Source organism: Cnuibacter sp. UC19_7, assembly GCF_042699995.1.
Lineage (GTDB): Bacteria > Actinomycetota > Actinomycetes > Actinomycetales > Microbacteriaceae > Cnuibacter.
Genome location: NZ_CP170560.1, coordinates 310,664 through 330,666, shown reverse-complemented (window position 1 = coordinate 330,666; position 20,003 = coordinate 310,664). Strand labels below are relative to the sequence as shown.

Below are 20,003 nucleotides of genomic sequence, written 5' to 3'. Positions count from 1 at the left end.
GAGGGACAGCAGGAATGGGGAGCTCGCATGGGTCGAGGGCAGTCGATGGCGCCGACGGGAACCACCCGGCGGGCGAAGACCCGATGGGCCGCTCTCGCCGTGGTGACCGGGCTGCTGGTCGCCGGTCCCGCAGCGCCCTCGTTCGCTGCGACGTTCCCGGTGGACGACCTCGGCGGGCTGAAGCTCGCCCTGACCTCCTGCCAGACCACCCCGAACACGATCATCCTGGGTGGGGACATCTCCGCACCCACGACAGCACTGACGGTGTACTGCGACACCACGCTCGACCTGGGAACCCACGACCTCTCCGTGTCCAACGTGGTCATCAATCCGGGCACCTCGCTCACCGTCAGCGGCCCCACCGATGGCAGTGGTGGCACGCTCACCGCCGACGCCAGCAGCCTTCGTGTGGCAGGGATCAAGAACACCGGCGCGACTCTGACCGTCACGGGAGGGACGGTGACCGCCCGCGGTGGTGTCGGGGCCGGCATCGGTGGCAGCTACGATCCGACCGGTGCCGGTGGCTCCGCCACGAACCTGGATGCGGGGACGCTCAACGTCGCAGGCGGCACGGTCAACGCCTATGCCGGGAGCAACAGCGCGGCGGTCGGCGGTGCCCCCGGCGTCAGTTCCCGCAGCGGCAACGGTGGCACGGTCACGGTGTCCTCCGGGGCACTCAACGCCTACAGCGACAGACCCGCCGGGGTGGCCGTCGGCGGCGGGAACGTCCTCTCAACGGGCGTGGTGGGGTCAGGCGCGAACATCACGGTGACGGGCGGCACCCTCACGGCCATGGCGTCCGCCAGCAACGGGACAGCCATCGGCGGCGGCGCGACACTGGTCGACAGAGAGTCGGCCGGGGGCTCAGGTGGATCCTTGCACGTGGGGCCTGGAGGCGAGGTCATCGCGGCCGCTCCGGAGAACATCTTCGGGGGCGGCTGGAGCGTGCCGGGTCGGAAGATCGGTGGGGACTTCGGTTCGCTGACCGTCGAGGGCACCCTGCGACTGCCCTCCGGACGCCTCTCCGTGCCGGCCGGATACGGGATGAGCGTGGGGGCCACGGGTCGTATCGTCGGTACGGTCACCGACCCGACCGTCGGCGCGTCCTTCGCGGGCGCGGGCCGGATCTCGAACCAGGGATCCATCACCCTCTCTCCGCCCGCCGGCATGGTGGACGGGTACAACACCCTCTTTCAGTTCGTCCCCACCGCTCCGAGTGTGAGCGTGTTCGCGCCCTCGTTCGCGGACGGCGCCCGCACCCTCCCGACGCCACCGCCCGGGACGGCATGGAACACATCGGCCCGCGGCTCAGGGACCTGGTTCAGCAGCACCTCGCCGACGATGGCCGTGACCACGATGTTCCTGTACGCCGTCGCTCCGGCGACGATCGTCACACCCACGGACTACACGGTCGCGGCCGGAGCCCCTGTATCCATCCCGGTCACAGTGAACGGGGTCGACGGTTCCCCGCTTTCACCCCAGCCGAGCGTGGACTTCGCCTACGACCACTGCTCCCTCAACGACGAGGGCGTCTTCACCGTGGCCGGGCCCTGCAGCGTGACCGCGTCGACGACCGTGCGGGACGTGAGGGTGCAGAAGACGTTCACCATCCAGATCGTTCCGAGGCTTGCCTCGTCGATGACCGTCTCGCCGTACAGGACCACCGTCGCCGAGGGATCGTCCATCGCATTCACTATGAGGGCATGGGACAGGTACGGCAACCCGATCGACACCTCCGCCGCCACGCTGACCTCCAACCGTCAGTCGGATGTCGTGAAGGGACACACCGTCACGTTCTCCGGCGCCGGCGCCCACGTCATCACCACCAGGTTCCAGGGCTTCACCCTGGACTCATCGATCACAGTCGTGGCCGGGCCGGTCGCCTCGCTCTCGATCAGCCCGACGAACCCCACCGTGACCCAGGGAGACGCGATCGCGTTCACCATCACCGGCACCGACGCCGGCGGCAACCCCGTCGACACCACGAACGCGACCCTCACCTCCGGTGGACACGACCTCGTCGGCGGGCACACCGTCCTGTTCTCCGGCGCCGGCGACCACGTCGTCACCGCCACCCTGGACGGCGTGAGCACCTCCACCACCGTCCGCGTCGTCGCCGGCCCCCTGGCCACCCTGTCGATCTCGCCCGCGACGGCGACCGTGGTCCAGGGCGGCACCACCGCGTTCACCCTCACCGGCACCGACGCGGCAGGCAACCCCGTGAACGTCGACGACGCGACCTTGACCGCAGCACCCACCGACACCATCGACGGCCACTCGATCAGGTTCTCCGGCGCCGGTGTCCGCACCGTCACCGCCACTCTGAACGGCATCACCACCACCGCGGAGATCACCGTCACCCCCGGCCCCCTCAGCGCCCTCACGATCACACCCGCCACCCAGACCGTCACCCAGGGCGACACGACCGGGTTCACGATCACCGGCACCGACACCGCCGGCAACCCCGTCGACACGTCCGGCGCCGTGCTGTCCTCGAACATCCGCGCCGACACGATCACCGGTACGTCCGTGACGTTCTCGGGCGCCGGCACCCACATCGTCACCGCCACCCTGGACGGTGTCTCCACCAGCGCCAGCATCGAGGTCGTCGCGGGGCCGCTCGCCACGCTGACCGTGACACCCGCCACTGCCACGGTCACCCAGAGCAACACCACCGTGTTCACGATCACCGGCACCGACACCGCCGGCAACCCCGTGAACGTGGATGCCGCGACCCTGTCCTCCACCGCAGAGAAGGATGTCGTCGACGGCCGGGCGGTGACGTTCTCCGGTGCCGGCACCCGCACCATCACCGCCACCCTCGGCGACATCACCGCCACCGCCAGCATCGAGGTCGTCGCCGGCCCGGTCGCGACCCTCACCCTGACCCCCACCACCGCGACCGTCACCCAGGACGGAAGCGTCGACTTCACGATCACCGGCGCGGACGCCGCCGGCAACCCCGTCGACACGACCGGAGCGGTACTGGCCTCCAACATCGGCGCCGACACCATCACCGGCACCTCCGTGACGTTCTCCGGCGCCGGCACCCACATCGTCACCGCCACCCTGGACGGCGTGTCCACCAGCGCCAGCATCGAGGTCGTCGCCGGTCCCGCGGCGACGTTGACGATCACCCCGTCGGCGGCGACCGTGGATCAGGGCGGCACCCTCACCTTCACAGTGACCGGAGCGGACTCGGCCGGCAACCCCGTCGACACCAGCACCGTGGTGCTGACCTCCTCCGTCGACACCGACGTGATCACCGGCACCACCGTGACCTTCCCCCACGCCAGCCCCCACACCATCACGGCTACCCTTGGCACCCTCACCGCCACCGTCACGATCCAGGTCATCCCCGCGCCAGTCCCCTCCCCCACTACCCCGCCCTCCGCATCCGGGGCGGGGCTGGCGAACACCGGCCTCGACGGCGGAGCGATCGGCGCCATCGGCACAGGAGCACTCGTCCTCCTGCTCGCTGGCGCCGCCTTCCTCCTCATTCGCCGCAGGGACTCAGCCGATGCGACCCCGCGGGAGTTCCGTCCGTGACCGACCACGACCCCGAGCTCGGCACCGGATACGCCGCCGCCAAGTTCGGCAGCAGGACCACCACCCCCAAGATCCTCGCGATCTACGCCGGCATCGGCGGATACCGTGCCCCGGACCAGCCGCTCCGGCTGAACAGGGGCACAGCCACCGCGCTCCGTGACGCCGGCTACACCATGGTCCGAGTCCGACACCGGTTCCGCACCCACGACATCTCCCTCGCCCGTTACCTCCACACCCACCGCACGTGAGATACCGCCACGTGGGATCACGATCGAAGCCGGAGCGGGAGGCGCGGGGCGCAGGTTCCCCACCCCACCCCGCGCCTCGCGCCCCGACTTCGAACCCGCCCACGCGACAAAAGCGGATACATGAAGTCATGTCAATGGATCGTCAGCAGGTCCGGTTCCGCGTCATCGGGAGACCGCGGAACCTGGGTCTTGGCGTGAGCTGCGGGGAAGGCCTGTGGCATGGCTGAAGATGGCGTCGTACTGGCGGTCACCGAGGATGTCCTGTCGCTGAGCAGGAGTCAGCAGCCGGCACAGGGGGTTCGACCGTGGTGCACCGCGGCACTCCCCCGGCCCACGCCGGATCACGGACGGCTGACACCGTGGCGGGTGGGCGGGTTCGCCACACGGTGATGGCGTGGGAGGCCCCACTGCTTCAGGCGCGGCCGCCACCGCGGCGGGTTGGCCGCGATCGCGGTCGGCGGCACCAACTCGCGCGCGACGTGGCGGAGGATGAGGACCGACACTGCGATCACCACGAGGGTGAACGCGTTCACGGCGGTGGCAGCGACGACCGCAGCATCCACCGTCGCCATGCCCCTGCTGGAGATGGTGTTCTGCGTTCCCGTCTGATTGAGGGCGCCCAGCCCGTCGTGGAGCGAGTGCAGCAGCATCGCGATCACCCAGCCGACCAGACCGGGGAGCGTGAGGACGCGCCCCGATCGGTGGGCTGCGAGCCAGATGAGAGAGGCCGCGATCGCCGTCCACAACGGATGCGGGATCTCGCCGATCCCGCGGCTGAGACCGGCGAGGACGGTCCCGTTCTGGCCCGTCGCCGTCACGATGTAGTCGAACCCCTCCCACACCCCGAAAGCGCACCCCGACAGCAGCACCACCAGCACCCCGGCCCGCGGATCACCCACCACACGACGAACGGTGACCAGCAGGACGACGGGGAGGGCCAGCTTCGCCGTCTCCTCCACCGGGCCCGACAGCCACAGGTCGACCGCGAACGGTGTACCCAGGGCCGGCTCGAGGATGGGCTCGATCAGATACGCGAGAAGGTTGGCCACAGCTCCGGAGGCGAGACCGAGAACGAGAAGGAGCTTCCAGTTTCGGAGCTCCCGGAAGCGCATCGTCTTGTCGAAGAACACGACGACCGAGGACAGGATCGCGATCATGCCGACGGCGGCGAGGATCATCCACCATGCCGTCGAGGCGCCGTCGCCGAGGAAGCCCGCACCCGCCGTGATGACGACGCCACCTATCAAGAGCCAGAACCACAGGTGCGCGACGAATCCGAAAGGCACCACCCGCCGGTGGGGCACAGCACCCTCCACCGGATCGACGCGGCTCCGCCCCGTCCAGGCAACCCCATCCCACTCGCCCACCACATCGGCGCGGCCGATGGGCGACCACACCGGCTCGGTCTGACGTTCATCCGCCACGGCCATCTCGATTCCACCCCTCACCTGTCGGCGCATCCGACCCCCAGTGGAGTCACTGTATCGACAGCTGTCTTCCTCGGAGAGGGCCATCTCACATCACCCGTAGGAACGCCTACTGCCGGGGTCGACCGTGGTGCACCGCCGCACTCCCCCGGCCGTCCCCGATTGCGGGGTGCCCGTCGGCCATCGATAGAGTGAGCACGACCGCGCACGTGTGCGGCACGACGGGGGGCCGGTGCGATGGGTCACGCCTACGCGGGTGTCAGGACGACCGACGGGCGCGCGGTCGACCGCAGAGGGGCGGCGCTGCGCCGCGGAGCAATCGGACTGGCGAGCGGCCTCGCGATCGCGGCATCCCTGTTCGCGTTCCCCGCTGTCGCTCACGCCGATCCGATCGACGTCGCCCACGGTGTCGTCTCATCCGGGCTCGCGCGTCTCGCGGCGTCGGGAGTGGCGCCGGGCACGCCCGAGGCGTCTCGTGCTGCCGGTCTGCCCGCCGAGGGTGCGGGCTCGCTCGCGGTCGACGGCAGCGGTCGGGTGATCGTGGAGCTGCGGTTCGAGTCGTTCGAGGCGCAGCAGGCGGCGATCGCCGCCATCCAGTCTCTCGTCGAGGTGCGTTCGGTAGGCGTCAGCGCCCCCGCCGTCTCGGTCTACGCCACACCCGACCTCTTCGACGACGTGGCAGCCCTGGCCGGAGTCGTCTCGCTCGAACCGGGTCTGCTCTCCAAGCACGCGTCGAGCGCTGCCCTGCCCGCCGAGCTCAGCGCGGCGCTGGCGTCCTCGGGCGACCCCGACCTCTCGGGCACCAGCTGCCGATCCATCCCCGTCAACACGGCGGCGCCTCTCGGCGTCGACGCGGTGCAGGCGCAGTACGGTCTCGACGGGACGGGTCTCGCGGTCGGCGTGATCTCCGACTCCTACGACCTCGGCGGCACGAAGGTGGCGACGGATGCCGCCCAGGACGTCCTGGCGGGCGCTCTCCCCGGCCCCGGCAACCCCTGCGGCTACACGACACCGGTCGGTCCGATCCTCGAGAAGAACGCGACCATGTTCACGGATGAGGGTCGCGCGATGGCCCAGGTGGTGCACGGCATCGCTCCCGGCGCGCGACTGATGTTCGCCACCGACGGCGCCACGCAGACCGAGTTCGCCGACAACATCCAGGCACTCGTCGATCACGGCGCCGACGTGATCGTCGACGATGTGGTGCAGTTCACCGAGCCGTGGTTCCAGCAGGGTGTCGTGGCGCAGAAGATCGCCGCCATCCGGGCCCAAGGCGTGCTCTACGTCGCCGCAGCACAGAATGAGGGCAGCATCGGCTACCTCGGGGCCGGCACCGAGAACATCGCGCCCACCGGTTCGTGGGAGTCGGCCGAGTACCGTCCCGGCGACTGCTTCGCCGGCATGGCAGGCATGATGGACACGGCCCTCGGCACCACGGGCACCGAGGTCGACTGCATGGACTTCGGGCCTGCGGGTGCACCGGCGAAGGGCCTCCAGGTGACGCTCGACACCGCCCCCCAGCTTCGAGCTGCTCGCGCAGTGGGCCGAGCCCGTCGACGGTCGATCGACCGTGATCGTGCCGTTCCTGCTCGATGCCACTGGCGCAGCGCTGCCACTGCCGACCGGGAGCGGCACCTTCGACGACAGGACGCCGGCGTCGTACGTGGGGTACACCGCCACGACCGACCCGACCGTGCCGTCCGTCCTCGCCGACTACACGCTCGTGCTGGCGCGCGCGACGAATGTCGGCGAGCCCGCCACCCCGCGCGTCAAGGTCATCATCGCGATCGACGACGGCGGCGTGCAGCGGCTGCCCTACGCTCCCGACGAGTGGCGCGACGACGTGGTCATCGGCCCGGTGGTGTTCGCGCACCCGGCCGATCCTGCCGTGCTCACGAGCGGAGCGGCGCCGACGTTCAAGCCCGAGTCGATGGAGCCCTACTCGGGCACCGGTCCGGCCACCTACTACTTCGGCCCGGTCGACAGGCTGACGCACCGCCCGGCGGACCCTCTTCTCGAGCCGCGCGTGCTCGTGAAGCCGGACCTCATCGGAGTCGACTACGTGCGCACGACGTTCTTCGAGAGCTACTACTCCGGCAGTCCCGTGCTGCCCGACGGCTACTACTTCCCCGGCACGTCGGCCGCCGCTCCCGGCGTCGCCGCTGTGGCCGCGCTGGCGATGCAGTACTCCCCGCAGTCGACGGCCCAGCAGGTGCGCGACGCGCTCGTCTCGACGGCGGTCCCGATGCCGACGCAGCCGGTGGACTACGGCGTCTCCGACGCGAACGTCTGGGGTTCGGGACGCGTCTTCGCACCCGCCGCGATCGCGGCGCTGCCGGCGGCCCCCGCGCCGGCTCCGGTGCCCGCCGGCGGAGGCGGCATGCGCCTGGCCGACACGGGGCTGAGCGCCGGAGGGGATCTCGGCGGTATCACGTTGGTCGCCCTGCTGCTGCTCGCCGGTGGCGCGGTGGTGTCGTTCAGCCGTGCCCGTCGTGCCACAGCCAGAGGTACGCGGAGCTGAGCATCGTCCCGCGCGACGCGGATGGCCGCACGGCCGACATGCCGGAGCCGGAACGACTACGGCCGAGGCGCGATCTCCGCGATGAGGGCTTCGACGCGTGACCGGATGTCGTCGCGGACCCCGCGGACGACATCGACGGGCTGGCCCGCCGGATCGGTGAGGTCCCAGTCCTCGTACCGCTTGCCGGGGAAGACCGGGCAGGCGTCGCCGCAGCCCATCGTGATGACGACATCGGCCTGGCGGACGGCGTCGGTGGTGAGGATGCGGGGTGCTGCTCCCGCGATGTCGATGCCCTCCTCCGCCATGACCTCGACGGCGGTCGGGTTGACCTGATCGCCGGGCTCGCTGCCGGCGGAGAACACATCGACGCGATCGCCCGCCAGAGCGGCGAGATAGCCGGCGGCCATCTGGGAGCGTCCGGCGTTGTGGACGCAGACGAAGAGCACGGCGGGGCGTTCGGTGAGGGTCATGGTCGCTTTCCGGGTGTCGGGTCGGAGCGGGTCGATCCTAGACGGCCATGGTGAACGGCCACGGCCTCTCGTTCGCCGCGGTTCGGCATGGCGATGGAGGATCGCTCGGGGCGGGCGCAGCAGCTCGCGCCACTCGCCATGCCGGCAGCGGCCATCCACGCTCCTCCGCCCGCGGATGGGGACCCAGGTCTATTGCCCGGGCGTGGGCCTCTCGGCCAGCCTGGAGACCGAGGCGCGCTTCACCGTGCCCGCCTCCTGCCGCTGTCGCGGCGCGTGGGAACGAGGAACGATGCCGGACCGCTCACTGCACCACACGCGACGTTCCCACCTCCTCGTCATCCTCGCGGCGACCTCGGCGGCCCTTCTCGCCGGATGCACGAGCACCGGCACCGGCACCGGAGGCGACGCCGGCACCAGCACCGCGCCGCCGTCCTCCGCTTCTCCCTCGCTGTCGCGTCCTGCAGCCCCCGAGGGCGAGCTGCCAGCCGACCTGCAGGACCGACTGCAGACCGCGGTGGAAGGGGTCATGGCCGAGTACGACGTGCCCGGGGCGGCAGCGGGGGTCTGGATACCCGGGCAGGGCTCGTGGACGACGGCGATCGGTCTCGCCGACGTGGCCGGCGACGTGCCGGTGACGACCGAGATGAGCTGGCCCATCCGCAGCGTCACGAAGTCGTACACCGTGTCACTCATCCTGCAGCTCGCCGATGAGGGGCGGCTCTCGCTCGACGACACGATCGATGAGTACGTCGACGGCATCACGGACGGCGACCGCATTACCCTGCTCGAACTGGCGAACATGTCGAGCGGCAATGCCGACTACGTGGGCGACGCCTTCCTCGCCGACTTCGAGAAGGACCCCGCCAAGGTGTACACGCTCGACGAGCTCAACGCCTTCGTCATCGGAGCGCCCGCCCAGTTCGATCCGGGCACCGAGTACCTCTACACCAACGCCAACACGAACCTGCTCGGCGCGGTGGTCGAGAAGGTCACCGGGCAGCCCTACGCGGAGGCCCTGCAGGAGCGCATCCTCGACCCGCTCGGGCAGACCGGCACCCGCTACCTCACCGACGTCGCCGACTGGACGGGCCCGCATCCCACCGGTTACGTCCAGGCCGACGGCGAGCTGCAGCCGCAGCAGGAGAACCCGTCGATCCTCGGGCCGGCGGGATCGCTCTTCTCCACGCTCGACGACGGGCGGGTGTGGGCCCAGACCCTCGGCAGCGGCGCTCTGCTGAAGCCCGAGACCCAGGAGCTGCGGGAGGTCGGCCACGAGATACCCCGGCCGCCCTACGACCTGTACGCCGTGGGCATGGGCGAGACGAACGGCTGGCTGGGCCACAACGGCGAGGGCGTGGGCTTCACCGCCGCCACCTTCTACGACCCCGAGACGGGCGCGAGCATCGTCGTCTACATGAACGAGTCCGACGTCCCCCAGGTCCACCCCGCCGACGCGGCGTTCCGGGCCCTGGCCGACGTGCTCACGAAGGGAACATCCTCGTGAGGCGATCACCGGTCTCGGCCGCGCTCGTCACCCTCGCCGCGGCCGCGGTGGTGCTCACCGGATGCACGTGGGCGCCGGCCGAGACGAGCTCCACCAGCTCGGGGGGCGGTGGCTACGCCGTCCCGGGGCTTCCGGATGCTGCGCGCGAGGTGATGAACCAGCCCCAGTACGCTCAGGGCCGCTGGCTGATCTCGGTGCAGGACCTCGAGACCGGCGAGACCCTGATCGACCTCGACGGCGACAAGATGGCCCAGCCCGGATCCTTCGTGAAGACGTACAGCGCCGGAGCCGCCTGGGTGAAGTGGGGGCCGGACCACACCGTCACCACGCCGGTGAAGCAGTCGGGCAGCGTCACCGACGGCACGCTCACCGGCGATCTGGTGCTGGTGGGCCAGGGCGACCTCACCATGGGCGGGCGCACCAAGCCCGACGGCTCGGTCGACTTCACGAACCTCGACCACAACGACGCCAACCCGCTGCCGGGGGCGACGCTCACCCCCGAGGACCCCCTCGCCGGGCTCGACGATCTGGCCCAGCAGGTGCGGGCCTCGGGCATCACTGCGGTGAACGGCGACGTCATCGTCGACGACCGCCTGTTCTCGGGCGAGCTGGCCGGAAAACCGCTCTCCCCCATCGTCATCAACCAGAACCTCCTCGACATCCTCATCACTCCCGGCGCGGTCGGTCAGCCCGCCACCGCCGCCCTCACCCCGGCGGTGGCGCCCTGGAAGCTCGACCTCCAGGTGGAGACCGTCGCGGCGGGCGCGACCGCCCGTATCGAGGCCCCCCGGCTCTCCGCCACCGATCCCAGCACGATCGTGGTCACGGGAACCGTCAACGAGGGCGATCCCGTGCTCAAGGTCTTCGAGTTCGACGACCCGGCCACCTTCGCGCGCACGGCCTTCATCGAGGCGCTCGGGCGTGCCGGGGTGAGCGTCGCCGCCGATCCGGTCGCGACCAACCCCGCCGGCGCGCTCCCCGACTCCGCCACGGTGGAGTCGCTGCCCGCGGTCGCCCGACTCGAGTCGCTTCCGCTGGCCGAGGAGGTGACCTACGTCATGAAGATCAGCTACAACCGTGGGGCGCAGACCTTCATCTGCCGGCTCGCGGCCGCCGAGGGGTCGGACCGCTGCGACGACGGCATGTCCGTCGCCGGCGAGATCTGGGCCGGCGAGGGTCTCGACACGCTCGGAGCGTCGCTCATCGACGGCTCGGGCCTCGAGGGCAACTACATCACCCCCGAGAACGCCGTCCAGATCCAGACCCTCATGGCGAAGCGTCCCGACTCCGAGCAGTGGAAGGCGACGCTCCCGGTGCTCGGCGTCGACGGCTCGCTCGCCACCGTGCAGACCGGGAGCCCGGCCGCCGGCAAGGTGTTCGCGAAGACCGGCACCCTCGCCGGTGGCGACGCGTTCAACGGCCGCGTCGCGCTCACCACCAAGACGCTCGGCGGAGTGATGGATGCGGCGAGCGGCCGTGAGCTCGCCTTCACGATCATCGTGAACCAGGGCTTCTACGACGGCATGGACGGCGTCTTCGAGGCCAACGACGACGTGGGTGCGGTCGCCGCCGCGATCCAGCAGGCGTACTGACGACACGACCCAGCATGCCCACTGACGACAGGAGACGACGGATGCGGTCACGGACCTTCACGACCATCGCGACGGGTGGAGCGCTGCTCTCCGCGCTCGCCCTCGCCGCCTGCACCGGTCAGCCGTCGCCCGCGCCGACGTCGGCGGACCCGTCGAGCGGTTCCTCCACCGGGGCTGCGGCTCCCACGATGGGACCCATCGACGAAGCGGCGCTGAAGACGCTGTTCGAGCAGAAGGCGGCCGAGCTCGGTCAGCCGGGTGCCGTGATGCTGCTCCGCTCCCCCGCGGGCGAGTTCACCGCGACCTACGGGGTGACGAGCCCAGGGGGCTCGACGCCGGTGTCGGTCGACGACCACATCCGGATCGGGTCGAACACCAAGACCTGGACGGGCACCGTCATCCTGCAGCTCGTGCAGGAGGGGCGGATCGCGCTCGACGATCCGGTGTCGAAGTACCGGCCCGACGTGCCGAACGGCGAGAACATCACCATCGAGCAGCTGCTCATGATGCGCAGCGGGCTCGCTAACTACACCGAGACGTACGCCCTCAACGCCGGCCTCGATGCCGACCCGAAACGGGTCTGGCAGCCCGAAGAGCTGGTGGCCATGGGCCTCGCTCTGCCGCCCGACTTCGCCCCGGGGACGGGCTACCACTACTCGAACACCAACACCGTGCTGCTCGGACTCATCGCCGAACAGCTCGACGGCAAGCCGCTCGCCCAGATCTATCAGGACAGGCTCTTCACCCCTCTCGGGCTCACCCAGACCTCGTTCCCCGCGCTCGACGACAGCAGCCTGCCCGCCCCGTACTCTGACGGCTACTACTGGTGGACCAACGTCGGGACGCTCGGATCCTCGAAGCTCCCGCCCGACCTGCTGGCGGGTGCAGAGGACGGCAGCTTCGCACCCACCGACGGCACTCTCGACAACCCGTCGTGGGCCTGGTCGGCCGGCGCAGGCATCTCGACGGCCGGCGACCTCGCCGACTGGGTGGAGGCGCTCGGCGGCAAGGGAGGTGTGCTGCTCGATCCGGAGCTGCAGCAGGAGCGGCTCGACAGCGCCGTCCCCACCGACCCCGACGATCCCACGTCGGCCGCGTACGGCTGGAACATCGCGAGGTTCGGCGCCTTCTACGGGCACAGCGGTGAGCTCCCCGGCTTCAACTCCTTCATGGGCTACGACCCGACCGACGACGTGACCCTCGTGGTGTGGGCGAACCTCGCGCCGGCGGCGAACGGCCAGGGGCCGGCGGCCTCGATCGCGAAGGCGCTGATCGACAGTCTCTACTGAGGCGGCCGGTACTGAGGCGGCCGGTACTGAGCCGACCGGTCTCCGTTGCCCGCCGCCGCGAGGTAGCGGATGACCGCGAGCACCCGCCGGTGATCGTCGGCGGCGACGGGCAGCCCGAAGGCGTCGTAGATGCGTGAGGTGTGCTGCACGACCGCCTTCTCCGACGTCCCCAGCCTGGCGGCGATGTGCGCGTTGCTGCGTCCCTCGGCCATGAGCCCGAGAACCTCGAGCTGACGCGGCGTGAGACCGCTGAGCGCGGCGCTCGCCTTGCTGGCGCGCGACACGAGCACGGCGACCACATCCGGGTCGAGCGCCGTGCCACCCTGCTGCACGCGCCGGAGGTCGGCGGTGAACGTGCGGACGTCGGCGATGCGCTGCTTCAGCAGGTAGCCCACTCCGCCGTCGCGCTGTTCGAGCAGCTCGGTGGCATAGCGGCGCTGCACGTACTGCGAGAGCACCACCACGGCGACCCCCGGGTGGGCCTGGCGGATGCGGAGGGCGGCGAGCAGCCCCTCATCGGTGTGCGACGGCGGCATGCGGATGTCGGTGACCACGAGGTCGGGGCTGAGGCGGTCGACCTCCGCCTCGAGCTCGACGGCCGTACCCACGGCGGCAGCCACTTCGATCCCATCCTTCTCGAGCAGGTGCACGAGCCCCTCACGGAGCAGCACCTCGTCCTCGCCGATCACGACCCGCACGGCAGCACCACTTTCACCTCGGTGCCGCCGCCCACCGGCGACGTCACGGCGAACGATCCTCCGAGGGCATCGACACGATCCGCCAGACCCTTCAGTCCGGTGCCGTTCTCGAGCAGCGCTCCCCCACGCCCGTCGTCGACGACCCGCACCCCGAGCGTCGAGCCCTCCCGACGCAGCTCCACCGCCACCGATCGTGCCTGCGAGTGCTTCACCGCGTTCGTGAGCGCTTCGGCGACGATGAGGTAGGCCGACTGCGCGGTGGCGGGCTCGAGGGCGCGGTCGTCGACGTCGCTCGTCAGGGTGGCGGGGATGTCGAGTCGGTCGACGAGGTCCTCGGCCGCGGCGGTGAGCCCGCGCTCGACGAGAGCGGACGGGAGCACGGCGTGCACGAGCCGCCGCAGTTGGGCGGCGGCGTCGTCGATGCGGTGGCGGAGCGCGGTGGCGGCCTCGGAGGTGGCCGGATGGGCATCGTCCGAGTTCGCGATCTGCTGGGCCTCGAGGGCGAGCAGCACGAGCTGCACCTGGAGGCCGTCGTGCAGATCGCGGGCGATGCGACCGCGTTCCCGATCGGCGGTCTCGACGAGGCGGAGGCGCGACCGCAGCAGTGCGTCGTTGCTCGCCACCAGCGCGGCGGTGAGCCTCTCCCGGTCGAGGGCGATGGCGAGCACGCGGCCGGCCCGGCGCACGGACTCGGGGTCGGAGATCATTCGCCCGTCGTAGCTGATGGCGCCGACCAGTCTCGACTCCACCCTCACCTCCTCCCACAGACGGGGAGGGAGCTGGTCGCGCACGTCCGTCGGGTCGCCGTCCTCATCGATGAACAGGTCGCGCTCCTCCGACCAGTACGCCACTCGCAGCGAGTCGTCGCCGAGGGAGCGAGCGAGCGCCGATCCCAGCGATGTCCTCGTGGGGGCCGCCGTTCCCAGCCAGGTGCTCAGCGCATCCGCTTCGGAGGTCTGCCCGTAGCCGCCGAGCAGCACACCCGCGAGGAAGGCGACGGGCACGCCCGCCAGGACGACGAGCTGCACGCCGCCCACCAGGACCGGGTCTCCGCCGAGCACTCCGATGAGGTTCGCCGAGAGCGGGATGAGGAGCACCGCGACGATGCCGTAGGCGTAGAGCGGGAGGAGCACCCGCAGGTTCCGCGGATCGGCCGAGCGGAGGCGCCTCGCGAGCACGACGGCGGTCACCACCATCACCGCGAGGCCGGTGACGCTCTGCACCCACTCGGCCAGGGTTCGCAGACCCGATGCCTCGCTCGGGAGGAGGTAGAGCGGCATCTGCAGCAGGAAGGTGACGCCGTAGCCGACCGCGACCGTGGTCACGGAGAGGGCGCCGTGCAGCCGGCCCGTCGGGAAGGCGTGGAGCAGGTGGACCGTGACGCCCAGGATCAGGGTGGCGAAGACCGCGCCCAGCTGGTCGAGGCCGGGGAGGCCGAGATTGCCTGCCCCGCCGAGGAAGACGGCGATCGCCCCCACGAGCAGCAGGAGACCCGTCGCGCTCAGCGGCCGCCGCCACCAGGCGATGATGCCGGCCGCGGCCCAGACGGCGTAGACGAGGGTGAAGGCGAGCGGGACCCAGTAGGGCACCGGAGCCTGCGTCCCCGCCGCGAGCTGGAAGGTCCCGAGCGCGAGGGCGAACGCGGCGAGCAGGAGGAGCGCCGGTCGCAGCGGATCACGTCGACGGGCCCGCGGAGCCGTGGGCGGGCGCCCGCCTTCCGCTGCTTCCACCACTGCCGCCATCCGCCCGCTCACCTCAGCCAGAGCCTAGGGTGCGCGCCGCGCGCCGCTCAAGGGACCTGGGTCCAGGTCGCGGACCGGGGCACGGACGCAGAACAGCGGTGCCGCATCCTGGCTGGATGCGGCACCGCTGTCGCGTTGTTCAGATCAGGCGTGCGCGCGGCGTCGCAGGGCGGCGACGACCAGGCCCGCGAGGAGCAGTCCGCCCGCGAGGACACCGAGCGGAGCGGCGTCGAACCCGGTCTTCGCCAGCTGTCCCCCGCCGGCACCGGCGGGAACGGCGTTGCCCCCGTTGCCGCCCGGAGCGACCGGGGTGGCGGGGTCGGCGAGGACGACGAACTCGGCGCTGACGACGCGGCCGCTGCGGTTGCCGCTCAGGGTGAGCGTGTACTCACCGGTGAGGACGTCCCCGGTGAGGGTCAGGCGATCGGAGAAGCTGCCGTCCTCGTCATCCGCGAAGAGGGATCCGGAGCCCGAGATCTCGACAACGACACCGTCAGGGCCGGTGAGCGTCGCGGTGAGGCCCTCGTTGGGGCTGAACCCTGTGGCGGAGATCGCGACGCCCTTGTCGGCGGCGGTGACGTCGGCGACGGTGAGCGAGGTCGGGTCGACCGTGAGGGTGAGCGGGATCAGCGGGACGGGAGCCTCCGCGAAGTAGAAGAGGATCGACTTCTGGTCGGCCCCGGGAACGGGCTGGCCGTTCAGGGTCTGGGTGAAGATCGCGCCGACGCCACCCTGGGCCTCGGTGCCGGCACCGGGCTCCAGACGACTGAAGTCGGTGACGATGGAGAAGTTCCCCTGAGCATCCACGATCCCTCGACCCGCCTCGGCGGTGGTGAGGCTGCGCGCACCGTAGGTGATCACGATCTCCGCGCCGGGCTCACCGGTGCCGGTGAACGTCGGAGTCGCGGAGTCGACGGTCTCCGTCACGTACGGGGTGGTGACGGTGAACGGGTTCGCGGGATTGGGCGCGACCGCGAGAGTGAACGTGAGAGCACGCGACTGGAGGATGGTGCCGTCCTCGGCGACCTCCTCGACCGTGCTGACGACCTGCGTCTGTCCCACGCCGAGCAGGTCGAAGTTGGCCACGGTGGTCCACGAGCCGTCGTCGGCGCGGGTGTTGCCGCCGTAGATCGCGGTGTGCAGCGATCCGTCGCCGGTGACGTACTGCACGTCGACGTGGTTGCCGGCGGAGAGTCCGGTCCCCGCGAACTGCGCGGTGTTCGGGAAGTACTCCGGCACACCCACCTGTCCCTGGGTCGGGGTGGTGACGGCGAAGCTGTCGTCGGCGTTCGCGGCCGCAGCGGAGGCGAAGACCGGGACGGCGGCGAGGACGGCGGCGGTGCCGATCAACGCCAGGCGAGACGACAGCGGTCGCCTCGGCGAAGGGGAGGTGCGCACAGGTGTTCCTTCAGGATCATGGGATGGAGGGGTACGCCGAGGCGTGTCGCCACCGTAAGCACGAACCGGGAGCCCTCCTAGAGTCCGCTGAGAACCCGCTGCCATTCATCGCATCCGCGATCGTTCGGTGGCTATGAGGCGCGTTGCGGGGATCGAGGCGATCGCCCGGCAGGCGCACGGAGCCGGAGGGAGTCGCACGGAGCCGGAGGGACTTGCACAGAGCCCCCTCACGAGCGGAGGGTGTCTCGGGGGTTCTCGCCGAACCGGAGACGGTAGTCGCGGGCGAAGCGCGGCATGTGCGCGAAGCCGCATCCGCGCGCCACCGCGGCCACGTTCACGGTGGCGGGGTCGGACGCGATCAGCTGGGCGTGCGCGGCGTCGAGTCGGCGATCGCGGAGGTACTGCAGCGGGGTCAGCCCCGTGTAGCGACGGACGCCGTCCTGCACGGCGCGGACCGACAGCCGCCCCACCTCGGCGAGATCGGCGACGGTGACCGCCTCGGCGGAGTGCTCGTCGATGTGCTGGAGCACACGTCGGATGGTCGCCGGCAGGACCGCCGTGCGGGCGCCTGGCGCGGTACGCGTGTCGGAGGTGACGGGGAAGCAGTGGAGGAACGTCCGCAGCAGCAGGTCGTAGAGCTGGTCACGGACGATGTCGGAGGACACCAGCTCGGGATCGGCGAGGATCTCTGCCACATACACCCGCGCGGCGTCCCAGAACCGCTCGGCCGCGGCACTCACCGGTGCGGTGTCCGCGGCCGACGGGACGGTCAGCCCCAGGTCCGTGCCGACGAGATAGCGGGGCGCGTAGCGCCGGAACGCAGCCTGATCGAGCGTGACGAGTTCCAGTGCGGCGCTCTCGATCAGCAGGGTGGAGTGGCCCAGCGGTCGGAGGAACGGCCGGCCGGTGTCGACCCCGTGGGCCGCGTAGTCCAGTGCGGCTCTGCCGGAGCGGACCCGGCCGACGCCGTAGGTCTCGGCGACCGATCCGATCAGCGCCGCAGAACCGCGGATGGCGAGACGCCGGATGGCCCACCTGTCCTCCGCCCTCCCCGAATGACGGAACGCGAACAGGTCGTCGTCGTCCGTCGTCAGGGTCAGACGGGGGAACTCCCCACTCAGGGTCTCCGCCGCCTCGGCGGGGTCGCGCGTGACATGGTTCCACATCCTCACCACTCGGCGCCCCGCTCCTCACCGACGCCCGCCGCCTCCGCAGTGCGCCTCGGTGGTCATTCGGAGCGAAGCGCGGCAGTGATTGCCCTTCGGACATGGAAGGCGGCTCGCGCGGCCGCGGTCTCAGCCTTCGGACTCCCCTGACCTGTCCGTGATGTCGACGACCGCGACATACAGGGCCTTGCGGAGGTCGAGGGACTCGTCGCGCAGGAGGGTGTTGTCGACGACGTAGGCGAGCCCGGCAGGGAGGTCGCGCATCCCGGCGTGGAGCTGCTCCCCCTGCACCCGGGCTGCGAGCACCAGACCGAACACGAGGAGGTCGACCGTCCCGTCCTCGTGCACCCTGATCATCTGCGGATCGGCCGCGGCAGGGTCGACCCCTGCGGCGCCGAGCTGCTCCAGCGACGTCCGGTGGCGGAGAGGCTCGCTCGCCAGTGCGAGGCAGTAGTCGGGCCGGTCGGGCCCTGCGACCACCCGGACCAGTCGCGCTCGGGCCGGCAGCTGGGGCGGCAGGTCCTCCGGCCCGACGTCCATCCGGTCGATGCTGAAGACGGGGCCGTTCTCGCTCATGCGCCCATCCTGCACCGGGGTGGCAGGATCGCGCTGAGCACGCGGCTCGAGCCTCCGGGCCTTCACGTGGTCCCCGGCGGATGCCAAGCTGGAGTCACGAAGGAGGCCACCGTGGGAAAGTTCCTGTGCGGACCGCACGTGGCGGTCGAGTTCGACGATCGGGTGCTCGCGCACCTGCAGGTCGTCATCGGAGCGAAGGTCCGACGTGGAGAGTCGATGCTGTTCAGCTGGCGCGACAGCGCGGATTCGGGCGACGGACGGACCACGACGTGGATCCACCCGATGGTCGATCTGACGTTCAAGTACTACGGACACCGCCGACCTCAGATCAACAACGCCTGGGTCGACGCGCTCATGCTCGAGGCCAACAAGCCCGGCGGTCTCCAGCTGGTCGCCGAGCCGGCCACCGACGACGACATCCCGGTGGGCCACAACAACCCGATCTCCGCCAGCGGCGCCTGAGCAGGGCGCGGCCGGCTCGCGCGTGCTCTACTCGTGCTCTACTCGTGCTCGGGGAGCAGAGGCGTGGACCACCCCGGGTCGCGTCCGAGCTGCGCCGCGCGCGACAGCGACTCGGCGCCGAAGCGCTCGTGCACGGAGTCGAGGACCGTATCGAGCCCAGCGCCCTCACCCCAGTCGATCGGCAGCTCCGGCTGCAGCCCGTCGACCGCGGAGAGCTGAGCCAGCGACAACCCGATCAGCGTGATGCCCCGCTCCTCGATCTCGGCGCGCGCGGCGGCGAGCAGCGCTCTGGCGACCTCGAGCAGCACCGACGTGCGATCGGTGGGGCGGACCGTGTGCGACCTCGTCGCCTTCACGAAGTCGCCGAAGCGGAGCCGGAGGACGACGGTGCGGCACACCCTCCCGCCCTCGCGGAGCCGACGCGCGAGCCGATCGACGATCTGGGTGAGGATGAGATCGAGCTCGTCGGCCGTGCGGGGCCGGCTGCCGAGGGCCCTCTGCGAGCCGATCGAGCGGCGACGGCGGGTGGAGTCGACCGGTCGCGGATCGCGGAGACGCGCCAGGGCGTGCAGATGAGCGCCGACCGCGCGGCCGAGCAGCCTCTCGGCCGTGGCCGCCTCGAGCTCGGCCAGCTCGCCGACCGTGCGGATGCCGAGACGGTAGAGCTTCTCGGCGGTCACCGCACCGACGCCCCACAGCCGCTCGACCGGCAGCGGGAGGAGGAACGACTGCTCGCGATCCGGTTCGACCACGAGGAGCCCGTCGGGCTTGCTCACCGCGCTGGCGACCTTGGCGAGGAACTTCGTCCGCGCCACACCGACCGAGATGGCCAGGCCCACCTCGGCGCGGACCCGCCGTCGCAGCTGGACCGCGATCTCCTCAGGGGTGCCCGCGAGCCTGCGGAGGCCGCCGACCTCGAGGAACGCCTCGTCGATGGAGAGCCCCTCGACGAGCGGTGTGGTGTCGCGGAAGATCGAGAACACGTCGCGGCTCGCCGCCGAGTAGGCCTCCATGCGCGGGGACACCACGACGGCGTCGGGACAGAGGTCGCGCGCCTGGCGCCCGCCCATCGCCGTGCGGACACCCCGGGCCTTGGCCTCGTAGCTCGCCGCGAGCACCACGCCACCCCCGACGATGACGGGTCGGCCCCGCAGCTCGGGCGCATCGCGCTGCTCCACCGAGGCGTAGAACGCGTCGAGGTCGGCGTGGAGCACCGTCGCCTCGCCTCTCATGCCCGCCTCCCTCCGTCCTGGTATCACGGATCGTCGCAGGCACCACCGACACGGACAGCCTCTCCCGGGCGGCCGTCCTGGGGCCATCCCCGGTACTGTGGAACCCGTCACCCCGGAGGTGACGAATCC

General features: G+C 70.9%; 16 protein-coding genes. 7 read left to right on the top strand and 9 right to left on the bottom strand.

Features of this window, described 5'->3' with window-relative positions; translation table 11 throughout:
* Positions 1–45 precede the first annotated feature (45 nt).
* Both ACFJGV_RS01620 and ACFJGV_RS01615 read left to right on the top strand, forming a co-directional pair.
* On the top strand, positions 46–3,549 hold the full coding sequence (locus ACFJGV_RS01620) for a beta strand repeat-containing protein (protein ID WP_378146329.1): 3,504 nt from the start codon (positions 46–48) through the stop codon (positions 3,547–3,549).
* Positions 3,546–3,797: a hypothetical protein gene (locus tag ACFJGV_RS01615; RefSeq protein ID WP_378146327.1), complete on the top strand. Its 252-nt coding sequence runs from the start codon at positions 3,546–3,548 to the stop codon at positions 3,795–3,797. Before ACFJGV_RS01620 ends, ACFJGV_RS01615 begins: the two co-directional genes overlap by 4 nt.
* 341 nt (positions 3,798–4,138) lie before the next feature.
* Here ACFJGV_RS01615 and ACFJGV_RS01610 read toward each other — a convergent pair whose 3' ends face one another.
* Both ACFJGV_RS01610 and ACFJGV_RS01605 read right to left on the bottom strand, forming a co-directional pair.
* On the bottom strand, positions 4,139–5,221 hold the full coding sequence (locus tag ACFJGV_RS01610) for a PrsW family glutamic-type intramembrane protease (RefSeq protein ID WP_378146325.1): 1,083 nt from the start codon (positions 5,219–5,221) through the stop codon (positions 4,139–4,141).
* A 417-nt stretch (positions 5,222–5,638) separates the two neighbouring features.
* Positions 5,639–6,904 carry a hypothetical protein gene (locus tag ACFJGV_RS01605; protein ID WP_378146323.1) on the bottom strand — a complete coding sequence of 422 codons (1,266 nt, stop codon included), beginning with the start codon at positions 6,902–6,904 and terminating at the stop codon, positions 5,639–5,641.
* Here ACFJGV_RS01605 and ACFJGV_RS01600 point away from each other — a divergent pair.
* Complete coding sequence (locus tag ACFJGV_RS01600; RefSeq protein ID WP_378146321.1) at positions 6,888–7,745, top strand: S8 family serine peptidase; 858 nt, start codon at positions 6,888–6,890, stop codon at positions 7,743–7,745. The two genes, ACFJGV_RS01605 and ACFJGV_RS01600, sit on opposite strands and share 17 nt — an antisense overlap.
* A 56-nt stretch (positions 7,746–7,801) precedes the next feature.
* On the opposite strand, the gene ACFJGV_RS01595 is transcribed toward ACFJGV_RS01600, so the two are convergent.
* Positions 7,802–8,215, bottom strand: coding sequence for an arsenate reductase ArsC (locus tag ACFJGV_RS01595; protein WP_378146320.1), 414 nt, complete (start codon positions 8,213–8,215; stop codon positions 7,802–7,804).
* A 289-nt stretch (positions 8,216–8,504) separates the two neighbouring features.
* Between ACFJGV_RS01595 and ACFJGV_RS01590 the strand changes: the two genes are divergently transcribed.
* Genes ACFJGV_RS01590 through ACFJGV_RS01580 form a run of 3 tightly spaced genes read left to right on the top strand, consistent with a single transcriptional unit; the run spans position 8,505 to position 12,600 of the window.
* Positions 8,505–9,719, top strand: a complete 1,215-nt coding sequence (locus ACFJGV_RS01590) for a serine hydrolase domain-containing protein (protein ID WP_378146318.1) — start codon at positions 8,505–8,507, stop codon at positions 9,717–9,719.
* Positions 9,716–11,311: a D-alanyl-D-alanine carboxypeptidase/D-alanyl-D-alanine-endopeptidase gene (dacB, locus tag ACFJGV_RS01585; protein WP_378146317.1), complete on the top strand. Its 1,596-nt coding sequence runs from the start codon at positions 9,716–9,718 to the stop codon at positions 11,309–11,311. Before ACFJGV_RS01590 ends, dacB begins: the two co-directional genes overlap by 4 nt.
* 41 nt (positions 11,312–11,352) lie before the next feature.
* Entirely contained in the window at positions 11,353–12,600 is a 1,248-nt protein-coding gene (locus ACFJGV_RS01580) for a serine hydrolase domain-containing protein (protein WP_378146316.1), read from the top strand.
* Here ACFJGV_RS01580 and ACFJGV_RS01575 read toward each other — a convergent pair.
* From ACFJGV_RS01575 to ACFJGV_RS01555, 5 genes are all read right to left on the bottom strand, one after another.
* A complete protein-coding gene (locus ACFJGV_RS01575; RefSeq protein ID WP_378146314.1) occupies positions 12,594–13,298 on the bottom strand; it encodes a response regulator in 705 nt (234 codons plus the stop codon). The two genes, ACFJGV_RS01580 and ACFJGV_RS01575, sit on opposite strands and share 7 nt — an antisense overlap.
* Complete coding sequence (locus tag ACFJGV_RS01570) at positions 13,286–15,040, bottom strand: sensor histidine kinase (protein WP_378146312.1); 1,755 nt, start codon at positions 15,038–15,040, stop codon at positions 13,286–13,288. The genes ACFJGV_RS01575 and ACFJGV_RS01570 overlap by 13 nt, the downstream gene beginning before the upstream one ends.
* Before the next feature lie 144 nt (positions 15,041–15,184).
* Positions 15,185–16,438 (bottom strand): hypothetical protein, encoded by a 1,254-nt coding sequence (locus ACFJGV_RS01565; RefSeq protein ID WP_378146310.1) that lies wholly within the window; start codon positions 16,436–16,438, stop codon positions 15,185–15,187.
* Between the two features lie 227 nt (positions 16,439–16,665).
* Positions 16,666–17,604, bottom strand: coding sequence for a helix-turn-helix transcriptional regulator (locus ACFJGV_RS01560; protein WP_378146308.1), 939 nt, complete (start codon positions 17,602–17,604; stop codon positions 16,666–16,668).
* 129 nt (positions 17,605–17,733) lie between these two features.
* Positions 17,734–18,180 (bottom strand): hypothetical protein, encoded by a 447-nt coding sequence (locus tag ACFJGV_RS01555; RefSeq protein WP_378146306.1) that lies wholly within the window; start codon positions 18,178–18,180, stop codon positions 17,734–17,736.
* A gap of 111 nt (positions 18,181–18,291) precedes the next feature.
* Here ACFJGV_RS01555 and ACFJGV_RS01550 point away from each other — a divergent pair, with 111 nt between their 5' ends.
* Complete coding sequence (locus ACFJGV_RS01550; RefSeq protein WP_378146304.1) at positions 18,292–18,642, top strand: ATP-dependent DNA ligase; 351 nt, start codon at positions 18,292–18,294, stop codon at positions 18,640–18,642.
* Between the two features lie 38 nt (positions 18,643–18,680).
* On the opposite strand, the gene dinB is transcribed toward ACFJGV_RS01550, so the two are convergent.
* Positions 18,681–19,874, bottom strand: coding sequence for a DNA polymerase IV (dinB, locus tag ACFJGV_RS01545; RefSeq protein ID WP_378146302.1), 1,194 nt, complete (start codon positions 19,872–19,874; stop codon positions 18,681–18,683).
* Positions 19,875–20,003: the final 129 nt, after the last annotated feature.